Source organism: Roseimarinus sediminis, from assembly GCF_050433125.1.
Lineage (GTDB): Bacteria > Bacteroidota > Bacteroidia > Bacteroidales > Prolixibacteraceae > Roseimarinus > Roseimarinus sediminis.
Genome location: NZ_JBNPXV010000011.1, coordinates 59,657 through 81,003, shown reverse-complemented (window position 1 = coordinate 81,003; position 21,347 = coordinate 59,657). Strand labels below are relative to the sequence as shown.

Genomic DNA, 21,347 nt, shown 5'->3' with positions numbered 1-21,347 from the left:
TTTCAGAAGCTGTTTTTTTTCAACTTACATGCAATTTGAATAGAATGCAACTAAGCTTAACCGAAAATGAAAACATTTCAAAGAATACTTATTCCACTTTTCCTGTTTGCTTTTGTTGTACAACTGCCCTTAGCCCTGCTTTCACAAAATAATGAAATAAGGTGGCGGCAGGTACATGATCAGCCGGCAGCATGGTACAACAGCGCTGAAGCCATTCGAATAGCCGATAACCTCCTGTTGTATCAGCATGACAATGGGGGCTGGTACAAAAACATCGACATGGCCAGGCCCTTGTCAAAAGCTGAACGCGAAAAGCTGGAAAAGCAAAAGTCGCAGGAAATGGGTACAACCATCGACAACGGTGCAACCCATAGCCAGATGCGCTTTTTAGCCAAAGTTTACAGTGCTACCAACTTCGACCGTTTCGAAACAGCCTTTATGAACGGGCTCGATTATTTGCTCGAAGCCCGGTATGAAAACGGTGGCTGGCCCCAGTATTACCCTTTAAGAGAAGGTTACTACAGCCATATCACCTTTAACGATGGGGCAATGATAGGCGTAATGAGCCTGTTTCGCGACATTGAGCAAGGTGCAGCTGCCTATCGTTTCGTCGACCCCATGTATAAGGAAAAGTGCCGGAAAGCCAATGAAAAGGCAATCGCTTTGATTCTCGATATGCAGGTAGTGGTAAACGGCCAACCAACGGTATGGTGTGCCCAGCACGATGAGTTCGATCTATCGCCCGCAAAGGCCCGCGCCTACGAGTTGCCTTCGCTTAGCGGAGGGGAAAGTGTTGGAGTGGTAAAGTTTCTGATGGGCATCGAAAACCCCGACTATCGTGTGGTGCGTGCCATTGAATATGCAGTGGCCTGGTACCAACGCTCCAACATTGAAGGAAAAGAAGTAAAGTGGGTGAAAGATGCTTCCTATCCGCGAGGTCGCGACCGGGTGGTAATCGACAATCCAGACGCTTCGCCCTTATGGGCCCGCTTTTATGATATCGAAAGCAATCAACCCATGTTTGTCGGACGCGATGGCATTGCTCATGATCGTTTTTCGGAAATAGAACATGAACGCAGAGTGGGCTACAGCTACTTAAGTAATTATGGTGAAGACCTGCTCGAAAAAGCGTATCCCCAATGGCTTGAAAGAATTTCGGGTAGCGGTAAAAAAGTTGCATTGTATCGTGTTTTCGAAACTTCGCTGATCAATAAAAAGCCATATGAAAACCGTTTCACCAATGTTGATTTGCTGGTACAATATCAGGCACCTTCGGGACGGGTGGTCGATTTTATGGGCTTTTACGATGGCAACGCCGATGGCTCAGGTTCTTTTGCCGAAGGTGCTGCCTGGAAAATGCGTTTCATGCCCGATGAACCGGGGCTGTGGAACTATGTTTATCGCTGGAGCGATGGAACGCCCGGCGGTCATGGTAGTTTCTACTGTACAACTCAAAATGCAGGTAAAGGCATCATCAAACCGTACAAAAAAAATCCTTATTGGTTTGCCTACAATGGTAACGAACCGGTTTATTTAAAATCGTATTACGAAACAGGACATGGTTCGCTGGGTCAGGATTTCGACTGGCTGACTAAAAACGTTTATCAAAAATTGCTTGACAATGACTACAATCACCTACAGGTAAACTGGCTGCTTTCGCTTTGCTGCTTTGGGCAATACTATCAGGATGGTCCGGAACCCGAAACGCTCGATCTGGCGCTCTTCAGCGATGAAAACATTACCGAAACCATGAACCTTGCCGTGTGGCAGCGCATGGAACAGCACATGAACTGGCTCAATGAGCGCAATGTGGGAGTGCACATGTTTCTTGGTGTTGATGGTAGCCGAAACGATGGACCAGAATGGGAAAATCTGAATGATGAAGAACGCGACTTTTATGTGAAATACATGGTAGCCCGCCTGGCTCCCTATGCCAACCTGGCAGGCTGGAATTTTGTTTGGGAAGTGCCCGGAGATCGCGAAGATTTTGAACTTGCCTACATGCGACTGATTAAAAAATACGATGTGTTTGATCATCTCACTACCTACGAAGACGAGTGCCCGCGTGAAAATTTTTATCATTTGCCCGAATACAGCTTTGCTGCGGTCGAAAACCACCGCATCGTATTTGAGGATAAATCGCTCGAACGCAAGCATCTTTGGCGTGAACCCTGGACCCACCATGTGGCCTGTTTGCTTGGCTATCGCGGGAAGCCGGTGTTTATGAGCGAAGGCAATGCACTTTGGCGCCGATACTGGCACCAGCGCTCGGGAGCCGATCAGGACGATTTGCGTCGTGCAGCCTGGGCCTGCGCCACTGCCGGAGCTTCGTTTACCTGGAACGGACATGCCAGTGAGTACGAGCTGGTAGCCGGAGGTCCCGACGGCTTGCCCTTTAACGATGAAAACGAATTTACACGGTCGGAAAGATACGTGAGCATCTTAAGCGAAACCATGCAAAATGAAATTGACTTTCACCGTATGCAGCCCGATGATGCTTTGCTATCGGAGTGTGAAGCTTTGCGCGTTTACGCCCTGGCCGAACCCGGTAAACAATACCTGGTGTTTGCTATGGATGGTGAACCTTTTACCCTTCAACTTAAAGAGGGAACTTACACCAAAGCCTTTTGGCTGAACACCGAAAGTGGTGAAATGAAAGCATTTTCTGAAATCGGACAGCTCAATAATGTGGAAGCATTCCGGTTTAACCCGCCCGACCGTATTTCGGATTGGGCACTGATCATCAGGTGATTTCAATAGATTTTTATGTTTTCCGTATTTTGTTGTAAAAAAACAACAGAATTGATTACTTGTTGTTGTAAAAAAACAACAAAACGACTACATTTGTGTTGTAAAAAAACAACAAATGGATAAATATTATGATACTTCTGCACGTCTGATTCAGGCAACTTCAACCCGAATTGTCAGATATCTGTATATGGATATCAATTGGGATCTACGTTTAATTGGCATTTTAGGGGCAAGGGGCACCGGTAAAACCACATTAATGCTTCAGCGACTGAAATTACAGTATAAGGGGAGTCGCGATGCTTTGTATATTTCGCTAGACCGCTTGGTACTTTTTAATGAATCGTTGTATGAAATGGCCGACCATTTTTATAAGCAGGGAGGCAAGATCTTATTTCTTGATGAAGTACATAAATATCCCGATTGGGCTATCGAATTGAAAAGCATTTTTGACGATTTCCCTTCACTGCAAATTGTCTTTTCCGGATCATCGGCTTTGTTATTGCAACATGCTAAGGCCGATTTGAGTCGCCGTGCATACATGTATCATTTGCACAACCTTTCATTCCGTGAATTTGTGCATTTTAAAACAGGAATTGAAATTCAGCCGGTAAGCTTAAAGCAAATCATCGAAGACCCTGCTAAAATGGCTGTTGAAGTTAATCAAAAGGTACGGGCATTGCCTTTTTTTTCTGAATATCTAAAAGGAGGAGCTTATCCATATTATTTCGAGAACCCTTTGCTTTATTATGATCAGGTGATGGCAACGGTTAAAACCATCATCGAAAGCGATTTGATGGCGTTGTCATCGTTTAGTTATTCCAGCATTGTGGCAATGCAGAAAATACTTGCAATGATTGCTGAAAGTGCACCTTTTAAACCCAATATATCGGAGCTAAGTCGTAAATCGGGAATAGCCAGGGATATTTTGTTGAAGATGATTGACTTGATGGTGAGGGCCGATTTACTGATCATGTTGCGGCAGGACAGTTCCCCAACAGGATATCTGACCAAACCCGAGAAGCTATATCTTCAAAATACATCACTGGCTTGGGCCCTTGCAATAAACAGGGAACCGAATACCGGTGCTTTGAGGGAAACATTTTTTTTGAATCAAGTGAGCAGTAGGCACAGGATTACATTGCCTAAGCATGGTGATTTTATGGTTGATAACCAATTCACGTTTGAAATTGGAGGGCCGCAGAAAACTAAAAAACAGCTAGCCGGAATTGAACATAGTTTTATCGCAAAAGATAATATCGAAACAGGGTTCGATAGGATAATTCCCTTATGGCTTTTCGGTTTTTTATATTAATTGAAATATTTGTCGACCAAGGAACTTTATCCATCAGAAAATGAAAAGCTATCCAATTGAGTCGCTTTTCATTCTATGTTTTTAGGCAAAAATATTTTGAGACTACCGTGCCAATACAATCTTTCCACTGAACCGTCGTCCATCAACCATGATGTTGTAGAAATAAACTCCGTTTTTCTGTGTCTCAGGATTCCAGTAGAGGTGTTGGTTTCCACTTTGTTGGTTCCCTTTGTAAAGCTGTTTCACCAATCTTCCGTCGAGAGAGTATATGGCAGCATTGACCATGCTGTTGTTTGGCAAATAGTAGCTTATGGTGGCCCGTTCGCTCACCGGGTTGGGATAACAACTGGCACTTACTAACTGTAGTTCATCATCCGAAGTTACAAAGTCACCGTTCAGATCGCTCCTGAACTCAGCTTTGCTGATGGCCGACCAGGTAGTACCCGATTTCACCCTCGCCCTGATGGTTCCTTTAGCGCCAATGGTGATCGGTCCATGATAGGGAAGGGCCGAAGCCGATAGCCCGCCGTCGGTATTGCGCGGATCGCTGTCATCGGTAGTGTAGTACAGCTCGCCCGAAGCATTCGGGTTTTCCATCGTAAATTCAAGGGGACTTTCCACTTTGGCTTCATAATGACTGAAAAGGGGAGCGTTGAGCGATGGATAGAAACCGGCATTTTTCAGCTGTTTGAAAACGGTTTGTGTTCGAGCCGGATAGTAGCTGTTTAGCTGATTTTCGACTTCAGGTAACCAGTGGTCATTGCGGGTGTACAGTTCGGCTCCGTCGCCAATGTTGTGCACATCGCGCCGGTAATCGCCCCAGCGTGCCGACTCAGCAATAATGGCGAAGTCGATCTCATTGATTAGTTCGCTGTACCTTTCGCTGGTGGCTTCGGGAGTTAAAGCACCTCCATTGAAAAAATGCTTGTGGATACGATCGGCCAGCAGCACCCTGAAGTTGTCGTTTGTAAGCAGGTTATTGAACAATCTGGTTGGCTCACCATCGTTCATTTTTACAATATTTTCCTGTGGATTGATCATCGAAGTTTCAGCGTCCCACACAAACATCCTGAAGCCGTTTTTTGTATTGACCTTGTTACGGGCAGCCAGCCAGTTATTGCCATCCCAGTCCTTATTTCCAATGTAGAAATTAAGCAGGATGTAATCGATCAGATTTTTTGCGTCGACGTATTTGGGATAAGCGGGGTTGTCGGTGCCATCGGGATTTTTCCCCAGCAGTTTCATGTAGGCACTGTTACTGCTTAGGGTATTCGACGAAAGACTTAGCAATGTATTCCAGTCGTTGCGGCTGCCATCGACGGTTCCGTTGTGATCTTTAACCACATCCCAGTCATCTTCATCACCGTTCATGTATGAAGCCATAAAGTCGTCGTTGATTTTTTCCGAGAGATTATAAAGCCCCCAGTACAAACCGTTAATGTAGAGATGAACAAAGCGATTGTGGGCCGAGTGATGCCCCATGTCGAGCTGAGTGTTTTTGCTAAAGGGATCGCGCAGAAAATCGGCCTTCACATTTTGGGCCTTGCTGTTTTTGGTCCATGAGTAGTTATAGCCGGCGCGCAGCACCAGGGCATTGAATTCGTTGGTTGGCTTGCGTGTGTCGTCAAACAGGTTGAAATTCAGTTTCGAAGGACCATGGCTTTCCCTGAAGGTGATGCGAAATGAATGCTTTTGGCTGTTGTCGGGCACACGACTGTTTCCCCCATGGAGTTTAAGGGCACAATTTAGTTGAAAATTCTGGCCCGTCGACGGATCAATATATTCAACCGAAGCAGGTCGTTCCCAGTCAATCCCCATGCTCCCGTCGCCACTTTTTCCTGTAAAAATGTAGATGCCACCTTGTTCATGATTTGCTTCGTGTGAGAAAAAGTTGGAACTGTTACTGATCAGGCACAGCGAGGGCACGGCCATCAATGCATCGTCGATGAGTTCGCTGTAAGACGGATTGGTAATCACCTCGGGATCCATTTCATAGTCGGCCGGCGCACGACGGTCCTGGTACACATACCGGCTCCATTCATTGGGATAGCCCTCGTGTTGAGCAGCCTGAAGGGCAATGTCGGCAGCAAAGAGGTAACTGTGCGTCACTACGCTGCTGGTGTCATTTTCCGATACGGCAATTGCACTCACCACGCTTGTTGTTGTTATGTCGATAGGCTGACTGTAAAGGCTGGCGTTTGCTGTTGTTGGAATGCTTCCATCGGTGGTGAAATAAATAGCAACACCGCTTTGGGCAGCCGATAATTCAACTTTGAAAGGAGCAGAATAAAACCCGCGTGTTTTGCTGAATACTGGATCAAGGGCCTGGTCAGAGGCGCTGTTTGCCTGTCCGGGAGTAGGCGATGTAAAAAATACATTCATTCCATTTAACCAGCCATACGAAACATCCTTTTGCTGGGCAGGAAACATTTCTTCATAGTCGAAGGCCACCTGACCACCGGGTTCATTCAGTGCAAGGTATTCGCCCGAGCCCGATAGTTTGAAATTGGTATGAAGTGTTCCCGGGGTATTTTTCCTGTTTTTATCCGAAGCAAAAACCACTATGTATGCTCCTGCATCGATGATCGTTGCCGGGAAAATCCACTTACCGGGTTCCGACCAGTCGTCGGTGAGGCTCCAGCCCGACAAATTGACCGCCTCACTGCTTGGGTTGTGAATTTCAATCCAGTCGGGATAATCACCGTCTTCATCCTGAAGGGTATTTCCGTTTACGGCCATCATTTCGGTAATCATCAGGCTGTGTGTGCCGCCGGCTATCAGTGAAAATGTTAAACATATCAGTGCAGAAAAAAGGAATAGTCGTTTGATCATCAGTTGTGCTTTGTTTCTTTATTTTGTTTGTGTATTCTTCATGCTTAATAAGAAAAGGGGAGCCACACACTCATGTCACCCTTTCCACGGTTGCCCCAGGCATAATAGGGTACCAGCTGTATTTTTGTTTTCTTTCGGTCAGCCTTTAGCGGGTGATACAATTGTTCTGCAGTTTTCTCGTTTTGTAAAGCCCATGCACTGCCTTCGATTACATACATTTTACTGCCTGCAATGTTGGCCGCTTTGGCTTTCATTGGTTTTCCTGCAGTGAGAACGATGTCGGTAAGCTGATAGTTTTTGGGTACGTCAGCCGATTCGAGGCAGTAAACCACCGGCCCGCGCATTACGGCCACCTGGTTTCGTGTTGCTTCAACCAGCGGATTGGCGGTCATCAGTTTTACTTCCATCGGAAATTCAATGGCTATTTGATCCCCCTTGCTCCAGCTGCGTTCAATTTCATAATAGGTCCCTGCCTGTGCTAGTTTTGTGATGGTGCTGCCGTTCACTTTTAGCGTGGCAGCGTCAGCCCACCCTGGTATGCGCACGAATATAGAGAATGACTGGCTGGGGCATTCATTCAGTACGATGCTTACATTTCCGTCCCAGGGATAATTACTTTCCTGTTTGAGCGACAAGGTTGAACCGTTTTTCATAGTGCTAGTAAGTTCGCTACTGCCGTACAGGTTAATCCATAATCCTTTGTCCGAAAGGGCATAGGCATAATCCTGCATTTGGGCAATGGTGCGGATGGTATTGGGCGGGCAGCAGTTGCAGTAGCTGATGTAGGGTTCGCGTGTTTTCGACCAGCGCAGCGAATCGCTTAAGCCATGCTCATGATGCACACTTAAGGGATTGGTGTAAAAATAACCTTTCCCGTCGAGGCTTACTCCGGCCAGCAGACTGTTGTAGGCCACCTGTTCGAGCACGTCGATGTAACGCGCTTCACCGCTAATGGCAAACATGCGCCAGTTCCAAAGCAGATTGCCAATGTTGGCACAGCTTTCGTTGTGGGCAGTCAGGTTGGGCAGTTCGTAGGGGCGCCCGTAAGCCTGATGTACGCGCTGTATCGAAGGCTGATCGTAGGTGGTTCCGTTGGGAGAAACACCATCGTACAGCGCACCGGTGGCACCGGTAATGTATAGCTTGTTGCTGCTTACATCGTTCCATATTTGTTCAAGGGCGTGCATCACCGAATCGTCACCGGTTTCGGCATACACATCGGCAGCACCGGCATACAGATAGTTGGCACGCACTGCATGTCCCATGGCGGTGGTTTGTTGTTTAAAAGGGATCCGATCCTGGTTGTGATCGGTGCCTTCTTTTACCATGGCCCTGATGTCGATCAGCCCTTTCGCAAGTTCCTTGTATTTCTCGTCGCCGGTGCTCCTGTATAGCTCTGTAACTCCCATGTAATGCGACGGGCAAATGGCGTTGTCGGCCAGTTTACCCGGATAGGCCTTGTAATATTTGTAAAGAAAATCGGCCGATGCTTTGGCAATATTGAGCAGATTCTCCTGACCGGTTACCCGGTGATGCAGGGTGGCCAGTGTCATCAGGTGGCCCATGTTGTAGGTTTCAAAATCGAGCCGTTCCGAAAACTCATGTTTCTTCTCGGGGTGCATGCGGGTGGCAATGGCAACGGGAGTATGAAGGTAGCCGTCGGAACGCTGGCTAGCAGTAATCACTTCGATCATGCGATCCATTCTGTCATTGATATTTTTATCGCGGGTAGCAGCGTAATCCATGACGAGTCCTTCGAAAATTTTGTAGAAATCACCATCGTGAAACGGAGGGCCAAAATGCTCACCGTCTTTTAATCCGGCAGCAATTTCGAAATTCAGAAAGGCATGGCTCACTGAGTCGTCGAGGTATTGATCCATCATGTGTGGAACCATGCTGTGCATGCATACCTCATAGCGTTCGGCCCAAAAACCATCGGTCCATGCCGCTTCGCCAACGTTTACCCCGCTCAGTTTCGCAAAAGGGCTTTCTGAAGTATTGACCAGGCTTCTTTCCTGAGCATTCAGGCTGCAAAACCCGGCAGTTAAAACAGAAATAATGATAGCGATTCTCTTCATCTTATACATTTATTTTAAATTTTAGTACTGCCTTACCTTTAATTAAGCCACATCAGGACGCATTCGTTTTTTGTTTTCAAAAAAGAATCCAATATTGAATTTTCAAAAATTTCCTATTGTGCTCTATTGATTCTATTGTGGTTCAATTATTCAGCTTTTGTTCACGAGTAATTCTTTTACGCTTGCTGCAAGTCCTTCGCCTGTAATACTGTAATGCCTGAATATTTCACCCTGCGAACCGGCAACTGTTTCTTCATCGGGAATGCCCACAATTTTGAAGGGAACATTGATCCGGGCCTGCATCAGTATGGCAGCAACTGCTTCACCCAGCCCGCCGTGTACCGAATGTTCTTCAACGGTCACAACTGCTTTGCATTTGGCTGCTTCAAGCACAGCTGCTTTATCGAGTGGTGAAAGGGTATGCATGCTGATTACCCTGCTGCTGATGTCTTGTTCTTTTAGTAGCTGTGCGGCTTCGTAGGCCGGGGCCACGGTTTCGCCACAGGCTATAAAAGCCACATCATTTCCTTCGCTGATCACTGATGCCTTCCCAATTTCAAATTGATTGTTTAAACGGGGCAGTTGGGGCATTGCTTTCTTTCCAAATTTCAAAAAAACAGGATGATCCGTTTTCGACGCGGCAATAACTGCCTCACGAGTCTCAAAATTATCGGCGGGAACAATAATTTGTATGTTGTTGATGGCGCGTAAGGCCGCCACATCGTGTAATGAGTGATGCGTTGATCCAAGCGCTCCGTAGCTTACGCCTGCACTGATTCCGACCAGTGTTACCGGCTGGTTCGAATAGGCTACATCGTTTTTCACCTGTTCGAGTGAACGGGTTGCCAGAAAGCAGGCCGGTGAAACGGCAAATACTTTTTTTCCGGCCGAAGCCAGACCGGCAGCAACGCCTACCAGGTTTTGTTCGGCAATGCCTACTTCCACGATTTGATCGGGAAATTGCTCACCAAAAGGAACCAGTTTGCCCGAGCCGCGCGAATCGCTTGTTACAGCAATGATTTGCCGGTCGGTTTGTGCCAGTTCGATCAATGTGGCTGAGAATTCTTCGAGGTTGGCTCTTCCTTTTTCCAAGTGTATTGTCATTTTTTTATTGTGTTTTTAGGGCTAAATCTGAGCGTTTAGTTGTATCAGCTGTTCTTCGAGTTCGGCTACAGCCTGTTGGAATTGCTCGTCGGTGGGGACTCCATGGTGCCATTTTTTCTGGTCTTCCATAAAACTCACGCCCTTCCCTTTGATGGTGTTGGCAATGACGAGTGTTGGCTTACCGGTTTTTGCCGGAACCTGACGGAGTGCCTGCCTGAGTTGGGCAATGTTGTTGCCATCGGCATCGACTACTTCCCAGCCAAAAGCCCTGAATTTTTCATCGATGGGGTGCGGACTGCAAACTTCGCTGTTGCGACCGGTGATTTGCAAGGTATTGTGATCGAGTATGGCCACCAGATTATCCAGCTGGTAGTGAGCAGCCATCATCGCTGCTTCCCAGTTCGATCCCTCGGCCAGCTCGCCATCGCCCAGCAGGGTATACACTTTGTAAGCTGCCTGATCTTTTTTTCCGGCCAGCGCTATTCCGGCACTGATGGGCAGCCCGTGCCCAAGCGCCCCCGTGTTGAACTCAATTCCGTGAACTTTTCGTGTAGGATGTCCAACATATTTCGACTGGTAAGCGCACAGGCTTTTCAAGTCGCTTTCGGGGAAAAAACCACGATCGGCCAAAACCACATAAAGTGCTTCAACCGAATGGCCCTTGCTTTGAATGTATCTGTCGCGCTGGGGATCATTAAAGTTATCGACACTTACATTCAGAATGTCGTTGTACAATACATTCAGGATGTCGGTACACGACAGGCTGCCTCCGGTGTGACCGGCCCCGGCCATTTTAATGTATTTCAGCAGGGCCAGGCGGTAATGAACCGATTTGATTTGTAATTCAAGATCGGTGTATTTCGATTCGTTCATTTGTTTTTGTTTCTAATATTTTCTACTTACTGGTGCAGGTACAATTCCCAGCCCAGATAGTTTCCAATGGCTTCCTCCAGAATTTCGCTGACGTGCCCGCGAACAACGGCTACGTGATGTTCGAATCCGTTTTTACACATATACTTCATGAGGGGTTGCAGGTTGGGTATTTCACATACTGCAATTCCTCCGTCCATGCCATAGGGGTCGTCGGTAATGCTTCCTTCTCCCAGGTAGGCTTTAATTATGCCTTTCCGGTCGTCGGTCGAGATTCTGAAATAGGTCATATTGCCGGCAGCCACCTTTCCTTTTACAGCACCAAAGGTATCTTCGCTGCCCAGCACGGTGCCGAGTACATCGAGACTTCCAATTTCTATTTCATTCTGGAAGAACGATTTGGGATAGTTACTGCAATGGGTCAATACCACTTTTTCGCGTTCTTCGGCAAAATTGTTGTTCCAGTCGAGAATGGCCGAAGGCGCCTGGGCTGCCAGGGCCAGTGCATACATTGAAATGCTGCCTGCCACATCAACTTCACAGGCCGAAGGTTTCAGTTTTTCGCCCATCATACTCATGGTTACACATGCGGCACAACCGTAGTTTTTTTCAATCGATTCCCAGCACTGCAATGCCGAAATGTCAATATCATTGGCTTCAATCCAGTTTTCAACGGCCAGACCAAAACGTGCCTGGTGTGCAATTTTGCTTTTTGCAGCTACTTTGCAACTTCCGTAGGCTTCAATGGCTTCGGCTTGTTTCAGTACTGCCGGATCGTCTATTTTCATGTTGTTGGCGGCAGCAATGATTTCCGACATATCGACCGGAACGATGGTAATACCTGCCTGTTGCAACAGTTTTTCGCTATAACGCATGGTTTGGAAACCCATTGGGCGGGTGCCTATGGCGCCTACGCGCAGATTTTTTAATCCTTTTACCACCCTGCATATACCGGCAAATTTCAACAGGTCGAGGGTGAACTCCTTGCTGTCGATTCTGTAGGTATGATAGGTGGTGTCGGTAAATTTAATTCCATACTGGTAAAAGTTATTACAAACCGAAAGTTTGCCACAGAAGGCATCACGACGGCTTTTAACATCTACTTTGTCGTTCTCGTCGTCGCAGGCCTGCACCAGAACAGGCACATTCAACTCCGATAATTTTATTGAGTTCACAACTCCCAGTTCGTCGCCGAAGTTGGGTAGAATGACAATAATTCCTTCAATCAGGTCACGATTGGCCTTGAACAGTTTAGCACACTTCACTGCATCGGCATAGCCTTCGATATTGCCTGTGGGTGTTTCAGTTTCAGGCAGAATTACATAATTAAATCCCAGCTTTTCAAGTTGGGCCAGGGCCTTTTTGCGGGCATCGATGGCCAGTTGAAAATTGAAAATATTGCGTGTAGCGATGATCACGCCAAATGTTTGTTGCTTTGCTTCCATAGTATTTTATTTTTTCTGTTAACTTAATTAATCCATTCTTGCCTTTTCCACTGCTTTTTTCCAGCCCTGGTAAAGTGCTTCACGTTCTGCTGCTTTCATTTCGGGCTGATAAGTGGTTCCCTGATTTCTCAGTGCCTTAATTTCTTCAATGTTTTTCCAGAATCCGCAAGCCAGTCCTGCCATCAGGCATGCACCCAGAGCAGAAACTTCTTCGATGTCGGAACAGTCGATTTCGCGGTTGAGCAGGTCGCACTGAAACTGCATCAGAAACTGGTTGCGCGTGGGGCCACCGTCTACCCTGAGTTGCCTGAGTTCAATGCCTCCCATTTCCTGCATCGGGTCGATGAGGTCTTTTACCTGATAGGCAATGCTTTCGAGGGCAGCACGTACAATGTGTGCTTTGCCGGTGTTTCGCGACATGCCCGACAGGCATGCTCTGGCTTTGTTGTCCCAGTAAGGAGCGCCTAAACCGACAAAGGCCGGTACCAGGTAAGTTCCGTTATTGTTGTCGACCGAGCGGGCCAGCTGGTCGGTTTCCGAAGCATCGCTGATTAGCTGTACTTCGTTTTTCAACCAGTTAATGGTATCGCCGGTACAATGAATGTTGCCTTCAAAAACATAGTGTATTTTTTCACCGAAACCATAGCCAATCGAGGTAACCAGGCCCTGTGGGGCTTCGAGTGCTTTTTTGCCGATATTCATCATAATGGACGAACCCGTTCCGTAGGTGGCTTTGGCCATGCCCGGCTCAAAACAGTTTTGTCCAAACAGTGCTGCATGCGAGTCGCCCATGAGTCCCGAAATTGGAACTGCAACATCGAAAATGACCGATGGATGCGTGTGGGCAAAAATCTGGTCGCTAAAATGCACCTTAGGAAACATGTTCCGATTTAAAGCGAAAAGACTGATGAGTTCGTCGTCCCATTCCAGGGTGTGAATATTGAAAAGCAGGGTACGACAGGCATTGGAAAAATCGGTGGCGTGAACGGCTCCCTTGCTGAGCTTCCACAGGAGCCACGAGTCCATTGTCCCCAGCAGGAGGTCGCCCTTGATGGCTTTTTCCTTTAAACCTTCGGTGTTTTGCATTATCCAGTGCAGCTTGCTGGCCGAAAAATAAGGATCGGGCATTAAGCCTGTTTTGGCATGAATCATTTCACTGTAGCCCTTGCTTTGTAATTCTTCACAATAGGCTGCTCCCCGCTGACACTGCCATACAGCAGCCATATCGACCGGTTTCCCGGTGTGACGGTCCCATATCAGTGCCGTTTCGCGCTGGTTGGTAATGGCAATTCCTATAAGCTGTGTTTCATGAACGGCCTTCTCATTCATTACTTTTCTGATGGCCGCAAGTGTATTTTCGAAGATTTCTTCAGCATCGTGAGCCACAAAGCCATCGTGCGGATAATATTGCCTGTGGGCAATGGTTGCACGATGCACCACCCGGGCCTGTTGGTTAAACAGGATGGCCTTGGTAGCCGAAGTACTTTGATCGATGGCCAGCAGAAATTTCTTTTCATTCATTGTTATCCTCCTTTTGTGCCTTTATCATTTTGTATGCTCCATCGATCAGAAAGATGTAGTGGCCCGATCCGGTTCTAAATACCGTTTCATCATTGTTGTTGTTACTGATTGTTTTATCATCCACAAGGTGCTTTCCGTTGAGTTGAATAATGCCGGGAGCTGCAGGCAGGTGAATGTCGGCTGTAGTGTTAAAAGGAACAAGTACATCGAGTTGCAGTCCCGAAGCTGTTTTTTCCCAGTGTACTTCGATCATTCCAAAGGGGCTCTTAAGGCTAGCTTTGGCATGACTCAGTACATCGGGAATCAATGGTTTTACCACGAAATGTTTATAGCCCGGGTGTGCAGGATCTTTCTGAATTCCTGCGATATTGCTGTACATCCAGTAACCCACGGCCCCGTAGGCATAGTGGTTGAACGAATTCATGCCTGCTGTTTGAAACGAACCATCGGGTTTGATGCAGTCCCAGCGTTCCCAGATGGTGGTGGCTCCCTGGGTAACAGGATAAAGCCATGAGGGATAGCGTTTGTTAAACAGCAGCTGGTAAGCCAGTTCGGGATAGCCGTTTTCGCTCAGTGCCTGACACAGATAGGGAGTTCCCAGAAACCCCGTGGTGAGGTGCTCGAAATGCCGGACATCGTTTGCAAGCCGAAGTGCGGCATTGGATTTCAGTTCATCATGGTATAAACCGAACATGAGTGCCAGCGCATAAGCTGTTTGCGAGTTGGAAGTAATTCTCCCGGTTTCGGTAATAAACTCCTTCTGAAAGGCTTTTTTTATTTTTGGACGAAGGGAGGCATAGCGTACGGCATCATCGGTTTTTCCCAGTATGCCCGCAATTTGTTGCATCAGCCCGGTGGAGTAATAGAAATAGGCTGTTGCCACCAGTTCCTTCTCGGTGTAGGCACCTGCATAACCATAATCGGGCGCGTTGTAGTGATAGCTCATGTATTCGGCAAACGAAAGCCAGTCGCCAAAGTGAAAGCCATAATCGAAGATGTAACGATCGGCGGCATGCCTGATCATGTATTCTTCCCAGGCCTTCATCGATTCATACTGCTCTTCGAGTATGCGCCGGTCGCCATAAGCCTGATACATTTCCCAGGGAATGATAATGGCTGCATCGGCCCAGCCGGTTGCGCCATAGCCATCTGACCAGCCAGTGCCTCCTCCGTCTTTCACTACATTGGGAACCACCCAGGGTATACTTCCATCATCTTTTTGATCGATGGGAAAGTCTTTCATCCATTTTGTATAGAAAGGGGCAGTATTCATGTTGAAGGCAGCTGTGGGTGCAAAAACCTGTGCATCGCCCGTCCAGCCGAGTCGTTCATCACGCTGCGGGCAATCGGTGGGAACATCCAGAAAATTGCCTTTCAGCCCCCATACAATGTTATGCTGAAGCTGGTTGATGAGCGGATCGGAACATTCGAAGCTGCCAATGGCTTCCATGTTCGAATGTACCACCAGCCCTTCAAAATCGTTGGTGTTGATTTCTCCTTTGTAATCGCTTACACGGAGGTATCTGAAGCCATGAAAAGTAAAGCGGGGAGACCAACTTTCAATCCCTTCACCCATGAAATAATAAACATCCTCGGCTTTGGCAGCTCTGATGTTGTCGAGGTAGAAATTTCCCTTCTGATCAAGTACTTCGGCATGATGCAGCCGGATACTTTCCCCTTTGTTTCCTTTTAATCTGAAACGAACAGAACCCACCATGTTCTGACCGAAGTCAAGAACTACTTCACCTTTTGGAGTGATTATTTTTTCAATTGCTTGGATGGTGTTGACCACTTCAACCGGACTGCCTTCGGAGGCTACAAGCCCGGTTTTGGGGTAGTTGGCCACTTTCACGGCTTTCCACCTGGAGTCGTCGTAGCCGGGCAGGTTCCAGTCAGAGAGTTCCAAACGGGCATCGTATTTCTCACCGTTGTAAATATCCGATTCAAGCAGAGGGCCTGTGGCCGATTTCCAGTGCTGGTTGCCCGTAATCACCGAAGTGGAGCCATCGGCATGCATGATATGAAGTTGTGCCAGCAGGGCTGTTTTATCTCCATAGGTATTTTTCTTTCCCTGCCAGCCCAGATAACCGCGGTACCAGCCATCGCCCAGAATAGCGCCGATAGCATTTCCGCCCTTCTGAAGCAGATCAACCACTTCGTAACACTGATACTGAATGCGACCATGATAACTGGTCCATCCCGGCGTGAAAAGCTGATCTCCGACTTTTTGTCCGTTGAGGTACATTTCGTAAAGGCCACGTGCAGTAACATAGAGCCTTGCCGACAGAACAGGTGCTGTGAGTTCAAACTCATTACGCAGAAAAGGACATGGAGTAGAAACAGCGCTGTCTTCTTCAACTCCGCTTTCTATCCATTCGGCCAACCAGTCCTGAGGGGCAAAAAGTCCTGTTGTAAAGTAAGCTGCCTGGCTCCAGTCGTACTCCTTCCCCTTGTTGTCCCACACTTTCACTTTCCAGTAAACTTTCATGTCGGAATGAAGCGGGGCTCCATTGTATTCAATGTGAAGCGACTGTTCCGAGGTTATTTTTCCACTGTCCCAAATCAGTGCGTCTCCGGAATTAAGTTGCTGCACATCGGACGCACATCGGATGTGATAAGCTGTTTGTTTCAGGTTGAAACCTTCCGCTTTTAGTTGCCAGCTAAACCGGGGTTTTGGAGTGGCGATCCCAAGGGGATTTGTTTTGTGTTCAGTAAGCAGCTTGCCAATCATTTATTTACAGTTTTCGTTTATTTCTCATCGGGTTGATCATCGAGCGAAGGACTTTTCATCCAGAATATGGCCGTTGAGAACCAAAGAATCATGCCGACAAGCATCAGGTTGAAATGAGTTTTTAACTCAACGATGCCGTTTAATACAAGGATGGATGGAACGATGGTTAAAATCAGTCCGATGAGCGAAATTATTTTGAGCAGGGTCTTCATGACAAACCTCCTTCTTTTATCAATTGTACATTGTTTTTCGATCGTTGTTGGTAAAAGCTTAAAGCCAGATAAAGCAGGGCAGCCAGGATCCACTCGGGAGCGACCAGAAAAGTAAGGTCCATTTTAAAACCTGCCAGCCATTCGGGCTGCTCACCAAAAAGCTTTTGAATTGGAGCCAGGTGATCTTTTCCATAAATCAACATCGATAAAATAAAGGGGCCAAACCAGGCAATGGCTGCGGGCCAGCTGAAGGTTTTTCCGCTTTTTTCGGTGAAATTGCTAATGAGTCCGATTTTGGGGAAGACCCACACATCGAGAATCACAAAGGCGCCCAGTGGGATAAAGAACAAGCCATAGTAGGCCACTATACGGTCGAGGTTGGCGTTAACAGCCGGAATACAGGCAGTAACAATCATGAATATTCCTGCTGCAAAGGTTACTTTCCAGCGTTTCCAGTTGGGTGTTGCAATTTGTATGGCCAGTCCGGCACGATAAAGGGTCGGGTTGGCAGTGGTCCATCCGGCAATTACCACACTAACGGCACCGGCAATTCCTGCACCGTAGAGGGCAATGGTGCCTGGTTGTGGATTAACGAAACCTTCTGCAAGGTAAGCAGCACACAAAATACCAGAAGCGATCCAGGCACCAAAGTGACCCAAAAACATTCCGAAAGCCGAAGCAAAACCCTGCGTCCAGCTTTTGGCATAACGGAAAATGGTCACATCCGACATGCCCATGTGTTGGGTGGCATTGCACAACCAGGCAAAACCGGCTACGTGCCAGAAGGTATATTTTGAGTTGTTCCCAATGGGTTCACCCGTGAAGATTCGGGTGTTCAGTATCTGCCAGAAACTTTCGTCACTTGTATTGCTGTAGCCCAGTTTGGCCAGCACGGCAATGGCTGCGGCAAAAAACACCAGCACCATCCAGGGAGCACAAATTTTTGAGAAGTGAGCAATCTTTTCAAAACCCAGAACCGCCAGCGCAGCAATTACAGTTCCAACTACAACCGCAATGGCAATCCACGACATGCTTGGGAAAAGGTCACCGGCAACATAATCGGGGTTGGGGATATTGAAAGGAATCGATATGGAAGTAACCGCAACATTTACCATGGCTCCGGCCAACAGACAAAGCACAAGAGCATAAAAGGCACTGTATGCAATGGTCAGATACGGACCAACAATTTTCCTGAGCTGCCAGTAAATGGTAAGTCGCGTTTTTACCGCTACTGGTGCCGTTAAGAGTGCCCAGCTTAATACAGCAAGCAGGTTGCCGACCAAAAGGCCCCATATAAAATCGCCGGCAGAAACGCCGTGCATTACCATCAAAGGCCCCAGTACAAACTCGGTACCTGCAACATGTTCACCGGCGAACATGGCGATGAAGGTCTTCCAGCCGTGAAGTTTCTTTTTCGATACCGGCTCCCGATCGTATTCATACATTGCATCGAGCCGTTCGATGATGGTTGATTTACTACCGGCCCCAACCGGTGTGTTTTCTGTTTGCATAGTTATTTAGTTAGTAGTTAATTTTATTGTATGCAAAAGGACTTCAGCATTAAAGTCTGCATCGCGCTCAGGTTTTCTGTTTATTTCTTCTGCGCGATTTGCAAATCTATAGCTTATAATTTACTTTTGCAATAAAACGTTTGCAATTTAAAAGAAATACTGGCAGGCTAAATATGCTGGAAAAGAGGAGATTGTAAAATGTAAACGTTAACAAAAATTAGCTAATTTAGAAGAAAAAAATGCAAACCATGGTGCAGTCAGATCGTAAAAGGAGCAGAAAGCGAAACTTTCCTTATTTGCTTTTCATCGTGTTATTTAGTGGATTAGTTTTGGCCGGAGGATGCCAAAAACGGGAGGTAAACATTGTTGTTGATCATCCCGATGAAGCCGTGTCGTTTGCTGCCAATAAGCTGGCTGCATCGTTAAACAGTATCGGTTACAGGGCAACTGTAGTTGAGGGTAATCAGCTTGAAGGTAGTAAGTTAAGTGTTAGCTTGCAACTTGATAAATCAGGCTTTAAACAAGGGGCAAACGAAGCCTTCCATGTTGGGACTTCTGAACAGGGTTTGGTGATTTCGGGAAGTGACCCTTCGGGTGTTTTGTATGGCTGTATCGAACTGATTGAGCGCATTGAAAAGGACGGTCAGTTACCCGTTGAAATCGATTACACCGACCAGCCCGACATGGTGCTTCGCGGAACCTGCATCGGTTTACAGAAAACCGAATACCTGCCCGGTCGCGATGTTTATGAGTATCCCTATACTCCGGAGAATTTTCCCTGGTTTTACGACAAGCAGCATTGGATCGACTACCTCGACATGATGGTCGAAAACCGCTATAACTCACTTTATTTGTGGAATGGACACCCCTTTGCGTCCCTGGTGAAACTCGACGAATATCCTTATGCGGTTGAAGTTGACGAAGAAACATTCAAGAAAAATGAGGAGGTATTTGCATTTCTCACCGAAGAGGCTGAGAAACGAGGCATCTGGGTCATTCAGATGTTTTACAACATCATTGTATCAAAACCTTTCGCCGAACACCACGAACTGGAAACCCAGGAGCGGGGACGACCCATTATCCCTGTTATTTCAGATTATACCCGTAAGTCGGTGGCTGCTTTTATCGAAAAATATCCACATGTTGGCTTGATGGTTTGCTTGGGCGAAGCCATGAATACCTACGAAGACGATGTTGAATGGTTTACCGAAACCATCATCCCGGGAGTTCGCGATGGAATGGAGGCTTTAGGTATAACCGAGGAACCTCCCATTGTATTGCGTGGTCACGATACCGATGCTGCAATGGTGATGGAGGCTGCTTTGCCGCTTTATAAAAACCTGTACACGGTTTATAAATACAATGGCGAATCGCTTACTACCTACGAGCCCCGCAATCAGTGGGCTTCAATTCCCAAATCGCTGAGTGAGCTCGGTTCTGTTCATATTTCAAATGTGCATATTCTGGCCAACCTGGAGCCATTTCGCTATGGCTCGCCCGATTTTATACAGAAAAGTACCAAGGCCATGCGCGATATTCAGGGTGCCAACGGACTGCACCTGTATCCACAAACCTCCTACTGGGACTGGCCTTATACAGCCGATAAGGCCGAACCGCGCATTTTGCAAATCGACCGTGACTGGATGTGGTATGAAACCTGGGGCCGTTATGCCTGGGACATGGATCGTGACCGCCAGGGCGAAATTGAGCATTTCTCGGAACGACTGGGCGACTTTTATGGCAGCAATAAGGAGCAGGGAAACAATATTTTAGTGGCCTATGAAGAAAGCGGTGAAATTGCTCCGAAGCTGCTTCGCCGTTTTGGTATCTCCGATGGCAACCGCCAAACCCTGTTGCTCGGAATGTTTATGAGCCAGCTCGTTAATCCGTTTAAGTGGAATGTGTATCAAAGCTATCTCGACTCAAATGGTCCCGAAGGTGAAATTTTGGTCGATTGGGCACGTAAGGAATGGAAAGGAGAACCGCACATTGGTGAAACGCCGCCTCAAATTATTGAAGAAGTGCTACAGCATGGCGAAAAAGCAGTCGAAGCCATTGACAAGGCTGCAAAATCGGTCAGTGAAAATAAAGATGAATTTGACCGATTACGCAACGATATGTATTGCTACCGGGAAACAGCCCGCTTTTTTGCCGAGAAAGTGAAAGCGGCTCAATATGTTTTGCGCTACAAATACTCGGCCGATGTTGCCGACCTCGAAAAAGCACTGCCACACCTTGAGAAAAGTGTTGAACACTATGGTGAACTGGTGAAATTAACGCAAAATCATTATTTGTATGCCAACAGCATGCAAACCACCCAGCGCCGTATTCCCATTTTTGGCACCGATGCCACGAACAAAACCTGGGTTGAACTGATGGTGCACTACGAGGATGAGCTGGTGAAATTCAGAAACAATGTTGAAAAACTGAAAGAAGCCGGTGGTGAAGCAGCCAAAAAGTATGGTCCGTATAAACCCGTGAATGTGCAATTGCAGGGCGAAAATGTAAAGCGCTACACCTTGAAGCCGGGAAGTAAAGTGAGTACCGATAAAAACAATACCATCATCGATGTGGCTCCTGAGTTGCAACAACTCGAAGGGGTGATGCTCAGCGATGCTGATCAGCAAAAAAACGGCACCGAAATTCGTTTTGTCAATGAAAAGCCGGTAAAAGTGGTGGTCGGGTATTTTACCGGACACAGCTTTACCATTCTGCCACCGCCACGTCTTGAAACCAATGCCCAGGCCAATAACCGTGGTCAGGCCGATATTAAAATATCAAATGCGCTGAAAGTAAAAGGCCTGTATGGTGTGAATGTATATACCTACGATTACGAAGCCGGTGAAAACATGCTGAAACTTAATCCCGGCAGGGTAATGATTCTCGGTTTTATTGATGGTAATGAAGAAATCGAAATACACGATGCCGGGATTGGTGTAGAAGGAGACGGACTGCCTGTTGACTGGCTGTTTAATTAAAT

General features: G+C 47.1%; 12 protein-coding genes. 3 read left to right on the top strand and 9 right to left on the bottom strand.

Translation table 11 applies throughout. The annotated features are described in order from the left end of the window. Positions 1-66 precede the first annotated feature (66 nt). Positions 67-2,751 (top strand): pectate lyase, encoded by a 2,685-nt coding sequence (gene pelA / locus FHS86_RS14295; RefSeq protein WP_429415015.1) that lies wholly within the window; start codon positions 67-69, stop codon positions 2,749-2,751. 115 nt (positions 2,752-2,866) lie between these two features. Next, complete coding sequence (locus tag FHS86_RS14290; protein ID WP_429415012.1) at positions 2,867-4,063, top strand: ATP-binding protein; 1,197 nt, start codon at positions 2,867-2,869, stop codon at positions 4,061-4,063. 102 nt (positions 4,064-4,165) lie between these two features. Here FHS86_RS14290 and FHS86_RS14285 read toward each other — a convergent pair whose 3' ends face one another. From FHS86_RS14285 to FHS86_RS14245, 9 genes are all read right to left on the bottom strand, one after another. Then, positions 4,166-6,895 carry an FN3 associated domain-containing protein gene (locus FHS86_RS14285; RefSeq protein WP_429415010.1) on the bottom strand — a complete coding sequence of 910 codons (2,730 nt, stop codon included), beginning with the start codon at positions 6,893-6,895 and terminating at the stop codon, positions 4,166-4,168. Positions 6,896-6,939: 44 nt separating this feature from the next. Further along, complete coding sequence (locus tag FHS86_RS14280; RefSeq protein WP_429415007.1) at positions 6,940-8,973, bottom strand: aceric acid hydrolase; 2,034 nt, start codon at positions 8,971-8,973, stop codon at positions 6,940-6,942. A 150-nt stretch (positions 8,974-9,123) separates the two neighbouring features. Beyond that, on the bottom strand, positions 9,124-10,077 hold the full coding sequence (locus FHS86_RS14275; protein ID WP_429415006.1) for a transketolase family protein: 954 nt from the start codon (positions 10,075-10,077) through the stop codon (positions 9,124-9,126). 21 nt (positions 10,078-10,098) lie between these two features. Continuing rightward, on the bottom strand, positions 10,099-10,950 hold the full coding sequence (locus FHS86_RS14270; protein WP_429415003.1) for a transketolase: 852 nt from the start codon (positions 10,948-10,950) through the stop codon (positions 10,099-10,101). 26 nt (positions 10,951-10,976) lie between these two features. After that, positions 10,977-12,392 carry an L-fucose/L-arabinose isomerase family protein gene (locus FHS86_RS14265; protein WP_429415000.1) on the bottom strand — a complete coding sequence of 472 codons (1,416 nt, stop codon included), beginning with the start codon at positions 12,390-12,392 and terminating at the stop codon, positions 10,977-10,979. Positions 12,393-12,419: 27 nt separating this feature from the next. Next, positions 12,420-13,913, bottom strand: coding sequence for a glycerol kinase GlpK (gene glpK, locus FHS86_RS14260; RefSeq protein ID WP_429414997.1), 1,494 nt, complete (start codon positions 13,911-13,913; stop codon positions 12,420-12,422). Beyond that, on the bottom strand, positions 13,906-16,644 hold the full coding sequence (locus FHS86_RS14255; protein ID WP_429414994.1) for a family 78 glycoside hydrolase catalytic domain: 2,739 nt from the start codon (positions 16,642-16,644) through the stop codon (positions 13,906-13,908). Before FHS86_RS14255 ends, glpK begins: the two co-directional genes overlap by 8 nt. A 17-nt stretch (positions 16,645-16,661) precedes the next feature. Next, positions 16,662-16,856, bottom strand: a complete 195-nt coding sequence (locus tag FHS86_RS14250) for a hypothetical protein (protein ID WP_429414991.1) — start codon at positions 16,854-16,856, stop codon at positions 16,662-16,664. Further along, positions 16,853-18,367, bottom strand: coding sequence for a purine-cytosine permease family protein (locus FHS86_RS14245; RefSeq protein ID WP_429414988.1), 1,515 nt, complete (start codon positions 18,365-18,367; stop codon positions 16,853-16,855). Before FHS86_RS14245 ends, FHS86_RS14250 begins: the two co-directional genes overlap by 4 nt. Before the next feature lie 248 nt (positions 18,368-18,615). Between FHS86_RS14245 and FHS86_RS14240 the strand changes: the two genes are divergently transcribed. Then, positions 18,616-21,345: an alpha-d-galacturonidase gene (locus FHS86_RS14240; RefSeq protein WP_429414986.1), complete on the top strand. Its 2,730-nt coding sequence runs from the start codon at positions 18,616-18,618 to the stop codon at positions 21,343-21,345. Positions 21,346-21,347: the final 2 nt, after the last annotated feature.